A 7,138-nucleotide genomic window follows, 5' to 3' on the forward strand; every position below is an offset into this window, starting at 1 on the left:
TGTGTACTCCTCGTGTGCTTTTTAAGTGTTAAGCGCGTTTAGTGACTATTTACTCGGATTCGCCCGCGGACGGATCCTTGAAGTCACCGGTTTCTGCGTCATAACCCTCAAGCTGGGTCGGGTCAAAGTCCTCAGGGGTGTCCTTGAGGGCAAGGCCCAAGCTGTTCAGCTTGATCTTCACCTCGTTGATCGACTTCTGACCGAAGTTGCGGATATCCAGCAGGTCCGACTCGGTGCACTCAGCGAGCTCACCGACGGTGTGGATTTCCTGGCGCTTCAGGCAGTTGTAGGAGCGAACAGAGAAGTTCAGGTCCTCAATCGGCATGGAGTAAGCAGCGATGTACTCGGTCTCCTGCGGGGAGGGGCCGATCTCGATGCCCTCGGCAGCCGTGTTGAGCTCGCGCGCCAGACCGAAGAGCTCGACCAGGGTGCCGCCGGCCGAAGCCAGAGCGTCACGTGCGGTGATCGAGTTCTTGGTCTCGACGTCGATGATGAGCTTGTCAAAGTCGGTGCGCTGCTCGACACGAGTAGCTTCGACCTTGTACGAGACCTTGAGGACCGGCGAGTAAATCTGGTCGACCGGAATGCGGCCGATCTCACCGGACGTCGGGGCAGCCGGGACGTAGCCGCGACCGCGCTCGACAACGAGCTCCATCTCCAGTCGAGCGGTGTCGTTGAGGGTGGCGATGTGCAGATCCGGGTTGTGGATCTCCACGCCTGCCGGCGGCTGAATGTCGCCTGCAGTGACCTCGCCGGCACCTTCCTTGCTCAAGTACATCACGACCGGCTCATCAGAGTCGGAGGAGAGCACGAGGCCCTTGATGTTGAGGATGATCTCGGCAACGTCTTCCTTGACACCAAAGATCGTGGTGAACTCGTGGAGCACACCGTCAATCTTGATCGAGGTCACTGCCGCGCCCGGGATGGACGACAGCAGCGTGCGACGCAGCGAGTTGCCGAGGGTGTAACCGAAACCCGGCTCGAGCGGTTCGATGGTGAACTTGGAACGAGCCGAGTCGATAACTTCTTCGGTGAGCTGAGGACGCTGGGAAATGAGCATGGAACTTCTCCTTGTCGACGCCCGCTATTTGACGTCGGTAGAGGGTGAATATGTGGGTTAGACGAAGGGTTACTTCGAGTAAAGCTCGACGATGAGCTGCTCCTGCAGCGGGATGTCGATCTGAGCGCGCTCGGGCAGCTGGTGCACGAGGATGCGCAGGGTGTCGGGAACGACCTGCAGCCATGCCGGAACGACGGCATCGACAAGGCGATCCTGAGCGTCTTCGAACCATTCCATCTTCTTGGAGCGGTCACGGACATCGATGATGTCGTACTGGGTGACCTGGAAGGACGGAACGTTGATCTTCTTGCCGTTCACGGTGAAGTGACCGTGGGAGACAAGCTGGCGAGCCTGGCGACGGGTGTTGGCCAGACCTGCACGGTAGACCACGTTGTCGAGACGAGACTCGAGCAGGATGACCAGGTTGTCACCGGTCTTGCCCGGACGACGGTTGGCCTCTGCGTAGTAGCGACGGAACTGACGCTCCAGCACACCGTAGGTGTACTTTGCCTTCTGCTTCTCCTGGAGCTGCAGCAGGTACTCAGATTCCTTGATGCGGTTGCGGCCTGCCTGTCCCGGGGGGTACGGGCGGCGCTCAAACGCCATATCTCCGCCGACGAGGTCGACGCGCAGACGGCGGGACTTACGAGTTGCTGGGCCGGTATAACGAGCCATGAGTTTTTACCTCTATCCTTTCTGTCTGCTTAGACCTTGCGGCGCTTGGTCGGACGGCAGCCGTTGTGCGGCTGGGGGGTGGCATCCGTGATCGAGGAAACCTCGAGGCCTGCAGCCTGCAGGGAACGGATGGCGGTCTCGCGGCCGGAGCCCGGACCCTTGACGAAAACGTCAACCTTCTTCATGCCGTGGTCCATGGCCTTGCGGGCAGCGGACTCAGCAGCCATCTGAGCTGCGAACGGCGTGGACTTACGGGAGCCCTTGAAGCCGACGTGGCCGGAGGACGCCCAGGAGATGACAGCACCGGACGGGTCCGTGATGGACACGATGGTGTTGTTGAAGGTGGACTTGATGTATGCGTGGCCCTGGGCCACATTCTTCTTTACGACGCGACGGCCAGTACGACGCGCGCCGGAACGAGTCTTCGGAGGCATGTATTACTTCTTCTTTCCTGCGATCGTCTTCTTCGGGCCCTTGCGGGTACGAGCGTTGGTCTTGGTGCGCTGACCGCGGACCGGGAGGCCACGACGGTGGCGAATGCCCTGGTAGCAACCAATTTCAATCTTGCGACGGATGTCAGCCTGAACCTGGCGGCGGAGGTCACCCTCGACCTTCCAGGTAGCTTCGATGACGTCACGCAGAGCGGCAACCTGATCATCGGTCAGGTTGTCGGTACGCAGGTCCGGAGAGATACCAGTCTTCTCCAGCAGCTCGGCGGCGCGAGCCGGACCGATGCCGTAAATGTAGGTCAGTGCGATCTCCATACGCTTGTTACGCGGGAGGTCAACACCAGCGAGACGTGCCATGTGGCGTGTCCTTTCGGGTTGTTACGGTGGTTTTCTCCCTATCCGTCCCACACACCGTTCACGCTTCGCCCGGACCGTGCCGGAAACTGTGGGTAAACGCTACTGTGCGGGCTCTGGCCACCGCGGCCTGAGGTGCACGGACGACCAACGCGCGAGCTCACGCTCGCGCGCAGTGATGGTCGCCTTGGGTAAGGAGGCTTAATTTCTGTGTTTACTTGTAGCGGTAGACAATGCGTCCGCGGGTCAGGTCATAAGGGGACAGCTCCACGACCACGCGATCCTCAGGAAGGATGCGGATGTAGTGCTGACGCATCTTGCCCGAGATGTGAGCAAGAACCTTGTGTCCGTTGTCGAGCTCGACACGGAACATTGCATTCGGCAGGGGTTCGATGATTCGACCCTCGACCTCGATTGCGCCTTCCTTAGCCATAACCTCTACTTTTCTAGGCCCGGACAAGTACGCCGTGGCCTGCATGTTTGTATCTACTGCGGTGGTGCATCAACCCGCGTGCAAGCACGCGCGCATACACCAACGTTCAATAATACGCATGAACGACACGAAAACCAAATAAACGCCCAGCGCACGAGGCGCTAGGCGTTCGCAGCTCACGCCGCGGAGTGACAAAGACTAGAAGATGAAGACCTTGTCGCCAACCTGCAGGTCGTTCCAGTACGCCACGGCGTCCTGGTGCTGCAGGTGGATGCAGCCGTGGGAATCATACGCGGGGGAGCCTTCGTGGAAGGCGTGGCCAGTGTTGGTGAAGTAGATCGCGTACGGCATCGGCGCGTTGCCGAACTCGCGGGAGACTTCGTCCTTGACCTTGTACTGGACATTGAAGGCGCCGCGCGGCGTGGCGAGCCCCGGGGTGCGGGCGCCGGAGGAAATCCACTCGGCAACATGGGTGACGTTGCCGTTGTCGTCCTGCAGCCAGGAACGGTTGCGATCGATATCGACGCATGCGTCAGCGTCACGCGGGCAGGGGCCGCGGTCGAACTCGTTGCGTTTGCGCTGCTCCTCGGCAATGCGGGCGGCTTCCTGAGCGGCGGCCTGCTCGCGCGCAACCTGTGCGGCGTGCTCGCGCTCGAGGCGCTCCTGCTCTGCGCGAATCTCCGCGTTCTTGCGGGCGACAAGACCCGGGAAGACGGCGTTGACCGTGTTATCGACGGCCTGCTCGAGGACCGGAATAACCTGCGGATTGTTGATGGTCTTGATCTGCTTGATGAGATCGTTGCGCTGCGCCCATGCCTGTTCTTCGCTCAGGCCCAGGAACTTGCCAATCTGAATCTGCGAGGACATCTGCTCCACGGACGGAGCGGAAGGAAGAGTCTGAGCGCCGGCGACGGGGGTCGCCAGGAGGGATAGGGAGACGGCCACGGCCGCGAGCGGCGCGGCGACCTTCGTCAGGTTGTTTTTCGACATGCTGGCAGTATAGACCGAAACCTAGCCGTGACATAGCCGAGGACTTAGTTTTCGCTGGGACTTTTTAAGACCGGCTGCTTGAAGCCCAGTTCATAGCTGAAGTCGGCGCGACTGACCTCAATAGCGCGGGGTAAGGATACGGGGGCCCTCCGCCGTCGCTGCAACGGTGTGCTCCCAGTGCGACGCCCATGAGCCGTCGAGGGTGACCACGGTCCAGTCGTCGTCCAGCACTTCGTTGTCCTCCGTGCCCAGCGTGAGCATGGGCTCAATGGCTAGGACGGAGCCCTCCATAATGAACGGGCCGCGACCGCCACGCCCCTCGTTCGCGAGATACGGGTCCTCGTGCATTTCACGGCCAATGCCGTGTCCGCCGTAGCCATCCACGATAAACAGCTCGGTCTCGAACTTCAGCTCAGCAGCATACGTTGCCTGCTCCAGCGCGTGCGAGACGTCCGTGAGCCGGTTGCCCGGCACCATGGCCTTGAGTCCTTCCATGAGCACCCATTCCGTCGCCCTATTCAGGGCGTCGGCGCGGGGGCCAAGCCTTCCGATGCCGAATGTCCAGGCGCTGTCTCCTACCCACCCGTCCAACGTGGCCCCGCAATCAATCGAGATGAGATCGCCGTCTTCGAGCACCACGTCGGCCGAGGGGATGCCGTGGACGACGACATCGTTGACGGAGGCACAGATGGACCCGGGGAATCCGCCGTAGCCCTTGAACGTCGGGATAGCGCCGGCGTCGCGAATGGTGGCTTCGGCAAGCTCATCGAGCTCCAGCGTCGACATACCAGCCTTCGCGGCGGCCCTGACGGCTTGGAGAGTGCGGCCGACGATCTCTCCGGCTGCCTGCATGGCATCCAGCTCGCCCGGGGTGCGGGCGACCATCTTTTTGTGGCGACGTGCCATGATGTGGGGTCCTTTCTGGGAGGGGTGAAAACTGCGCAAGCGCCAGGGTATATCTCCCTGGCGCTTGACTGCTGCTTGGACGGCTTACTTGCCGATGGCAGCGAGGGTGCGAGTGTTGATGTCCTCAACGGTGCCCTCTGCCTTGACGGTGATGATCTGATCACCGTAGTGCTCAATGAGCGGGAAGGTCTCGTCGCGGTAGACGCCGAGACGGGTGCGGATGGTCTCCTCGTTGTCATCGGCGCGGCCGCGGGCGAGCATGCGCTCGACGACGACGTCCTCAGACACCTCGTAGTTGATAACGCCGTCGAGCTCGAGGCCCTTGTCGGCGAGCAGCTTGGTGAGGATCTCGGCCTGCTCCACGGTGCGCGGGAAGCCATCGAGGAGGAAGCCGCCCGCGGCGTCGTCCTGGTTAAGGCGATCCTCGACCATGCGGGCGGTGACGTCCGTGGGGACCAGCTTGCCGGCATCAATGTAGGACTTCGCCTCGACGCCCAGCGGGGTGCCCTCGCCAATGTTGGCGCGGAACAGGTCGCCGGTCGAGATGTGCGGGATATTCAGCTTCTCGCTGAGGATAGCTGCCTGGGTGCCCTTGCCAGCACCGGGAGGGCCGAGGAGTACGTAACGCATTACTTGAGAAGTCCTTCGTAGTTAGATTGCAGAAGCTGGGACTCGATCTGCTTGACGGTGGTCAGAGCAACCGAGACCATAATCAGGATAGCCGTACCACCGAACGCGGACATGCCGTTTGCGGAATTGTGGCCAACACCAAGGTCGAGCAGGATGTTCGGCAGGATGGCGATGATGGCCAGGTACAGCGAGCCGACGAACAGCAGGCGGTTCATGACAAAGCCAAGGTATTCCGCGGTGGGGCGGCCCGGGCGGATGCCCGGAATGAAGCCACCGTAGCGCTTCATGTTGTCTGCTTGCTCGTTCGGGTCGTACTGCACAGAAACGTAGAAGTACGAGAAGAAGATGGTAAGCACGAAGTACGCCACGATGTACTGCCAGGAGCTCGGCGCCTGCAGGTGCGCGATGACATTGCGCTGCCACCAGTTATCCGGCACCGTTGCGGAACCCGAGTTGACGATCTGCGTGATGAGCACCGGCATGTAAATGAGCGAGGACGCGAAGATGACCGGGATAACGCCGGCCTGGTTGACCTTGAGCGGCAAGTAAGTGGAGGAACCACCGTACTGGCGACGGCCGACCATACGCTTGGCGTACTGCACGGGAATGCGGCGCTGGCCCTGCTCGATGAAGGTGATGCCCACAACGAGAACGATGAGGCCGACGGCAATCATCGCGAAGACGAGGCCACCATTGTTCTGGAGGATGTTAATGCCATCGGTAGGCAGGCGGGTCGCGATACCCGCGAAGATGAGCAGCGACATACCGTTGCCAATGCCCTTCTCCGTGATGAGCTCGCCCATCCACATGACGAGCACGGCGCCCGAGGTCATGGTGATAACGAGCATGATGAGCGTAAAGATGTTGCGGTCCGCGGTAAGGACCTCAACGCCCTGGCCCAGCAGCTGCTGACGGTCAGCGAGCGCCACGATGCCGGAGGACTGCAGCAGCGCCAGAGCGACCGTGAGGTAACGCGTGTACTGCGTCATCTTCGCTTGTCCGGACTGGCCTTCCTTCTTGAGCTGCTCGAAGCGCGGAATAACCACGGTAAGCAGCTGCACAATAATCGACGCCGTAATGTACGGCATGATGCCGATGGCGAAGATGGACAGCTGCAATAGCGCACCGCCCGAGAAGAGGTTGATGACCGAGTACAGGTTGCCCTGCTCCTCAGTTAAGGTACGCAGTCGACCGGCGATCGACGCGTAGTCGACGCCCGGGGACGGAATCTGCGCGCCGACACGGTAGAGGATGATCATCACGAGAGTGAAGATGATCTTCTTACGCAGGTCGGCGTCCTTGAAGGCCTGGAAAATGGCGGACACTACTTTTATCCTCCTGCCCTCTCGGCAGTCGCGCCGCACGCTCATGGACGGCGCGGAGACCTGAGAGGGGGAACTCATCTACCCCAGCGGACCCTGCCCACGCCGCGCACCGCGCGACGATTCAGCGAATCCTTAGGGACGGTTGAAACTTATGACCTCACTACCCTACCAGCATCGCGCGCAACCGCCACAATAACCGCATATCTCACGGCGCCATGTCCACGGCGATCCCGTCGAATTCCCCCGCCACGATCAGGGTGCGCCACAATAGTGGCCCGTCGTTGCGATAGTCAAGACCGGCGCGTACGTGCCTGTG

Annotated in this window: 9 protein-coding genes; all 9 read right to left on the reverse strand. The window is 61.1% G+C overall.

What is annotated here, in order from left to right; all coding sequences use genetic code 11:
- Window positions 1–49: 49 nt before the first annotated feature.
- Window positions 50–1,060: a DNA-directed RNA polymerase subunit alpha gene (locus tag HMPREF3227_RS05845; RefSeq protein ID WP_066511120.1), complete on the reverse strand. Its 1,011-nt coding sequence runs from the start codon at window positions 1,058–1,060 to the stop codon at window positions 50–52.
- A 69-nt stretch (window positions 1,061–1,129) separates the two neighbouring features.
- Window positions 1,130–1,735, reverse strand: coding sequence for a 30S ribosomal protein S4 (gene rpsD / locus HMPREF3227_RS05850; RefSeq protein WP_066486284.1), 606 nt, complete (start codon window positions 1,733–1,735; stop codon window positions 1,130–1,132).
- A gap of 29 nt (window positions 1,736–1,764) precedes the next feature.
- Window positions 1,765–2,169 (reverse strand): 30S ribosomal protein S11, encoded by a 405-nt coding sequence (gene rpsK, locus HMPREF3227_RS05855; RefSeq protein ID WP_066486287.1) that lies wholly within the window; start codon window positions 2,167–2,169, stop codon window positions 1,765–1,767.
- A 3-nt stretch (window positions 2,170–2,172) separates the two neighbouring features.
- A complete protein-coding gene (gene rpsM / locus HMPREF3227_RS05860) occupies window positions 2,173–2,541 on the reverse strand; it encodes a 30S ribosomal protein S13 (RefSeq protein ID WP_066486295.1) in 369 nt (122 codons plus the stop codon).
- Window positions 2,542–2,752: 211 nt separating this feature from the next.
- A complete protein-coding gene (gene infA, locus HMPREF3227_RS05865) occupies window positions 2,753–2,971 on the reverse strand; it encodes a translation initiation factor IF-1 (RefSeq protein ID WP_004566852.1) in 219 nt (72 codons plus the stop codon).
- Window positions 2,972–3,169: 198 nt separating this feature from the next.
- Window positions 3,170–3,961: a L,D-transpeptidase gene (locus HMPREF3227_RS05870; RefSeq protein ID WP_066486305.1), complete on the reverse strand. Its 792-nt coding sequence runs from the start codon at window positions 3,959–3,961 to the stop codon at window positions 3,170–3,172.
- Window positions 3,962–4,078: 117 nt separating this feature from the next.
- Window positions 4,079–4,867 carry a type I methionyl aminopeptidase gene (gene map / locus HMPREF3227_RS05875; protein WP_066511123.1) on the reverse strand — a complete coding sequence of 263 codons (789 nt, stop codon included), beginning with the start codon at window positions 4,865–4,867 and terminating at the stop codon, window positions 4,079–4,081.
- A gap of 84 nt (window positions 4,868–4,951) precedes the next feature.
- Complete coding sequence (locus HMPREF3227_RS05880) at window positions 4,952–5,497, reverse strand: adenylate kinase (protein ID WP_066511125.1); 546 nt, start codon at window positions 5,495–5,497, stop codon at window positions 4,952–4,954.
- Window positions 5,497–6,822, reverse strand: a complete 1,326-nt coding sequence (gene secY / locus HMPREF3227_RS05885; RefSeq protein WP_066486322.1) for a preprotein translocase subunit SecY — start codon at window positions 6,820–6,822, stop codon at window positions 5,497–5,499. Before secY ends, HMPREF3227_RS05880 begins: the two co-directional genes overlap by 1 nt.
- Window positions 6,823–7,138: the final 316 nt, after the last annotated feature.

The sequence above is a fragment of the Corynebacterium sp. CMW7794 genome, from assembly GCF_001563605.1.
Taxonomy (GTDB): Bacteria; Actinomycetota; Actinomycetes; order Mycobacteriales; family Mycobacteriaceae; genus Corynebacterium; species Corynebacterium phoceense.

What these genes read in the sequence shown, in the direction of transcription:
- HMPREF3227_RS05845 (WP_066511120.1), bottom strand. Translation starts at nt 1,060, where the DNA reads ATGCTCATTTCCCAGCGTCCTCAGCTCACCGAAGAAGTTATCGACTCG.
- rpsD (WP_066486284.1), bottom strand. Translation starts at nt 1,735, where the DNA reads ATGGCTCGTTATACCGGCCCAGCAACTCGTAAGTCCCGCCGTCTGCGC.
- rpsK (WP_066486287.1), bottom strand. Translation starts at nt 2,169, where the DNA reads ATGCCTCCGAAGACTCGTTCCGGCGCGCGTCGTACTGGCCGTCGCGTC.
- rpsM (WP_066486295.1), bottom strand. Translation starts at nt 2,541, where the DNA reads ATGGCACGTCTCGCTGGTGTTGACCTCCCGCGTAACAAGCGTATGGAG.
- infA (WP_004566852.1), bottom strand. Translation starts at nt 2,971, where the DNA reads ATGGCTAAGGAAGGCGCAATCGAGGTCGAGGGTCGAATCATCGAACCC.
- HMPREF3227_RS05870 (WP_066486305.1), bottom strand. Translation starts at nt 3,961, where the DNA reads ATGTCGAAAAACAACCTGACGAAGGTCGCCGCGCCGCTCGCGGCCGTG.
- map (WP_066511123.1), bottom strand. Translation starts at nt 4,867, where the DNA reads ATGGCACGTCGCCACAAAAAGATGGTCGCCCGCACCCCGGGCGAGCTG.
- HMPREF3227_RS05880 (WP_066511125.1), bottom strand. Translation starts at nt 5,497, where the DNA reads ATGCGTTACGTACTCCTCGGCCCTCCCGGTGCTGGCAAGGGCACCCAG.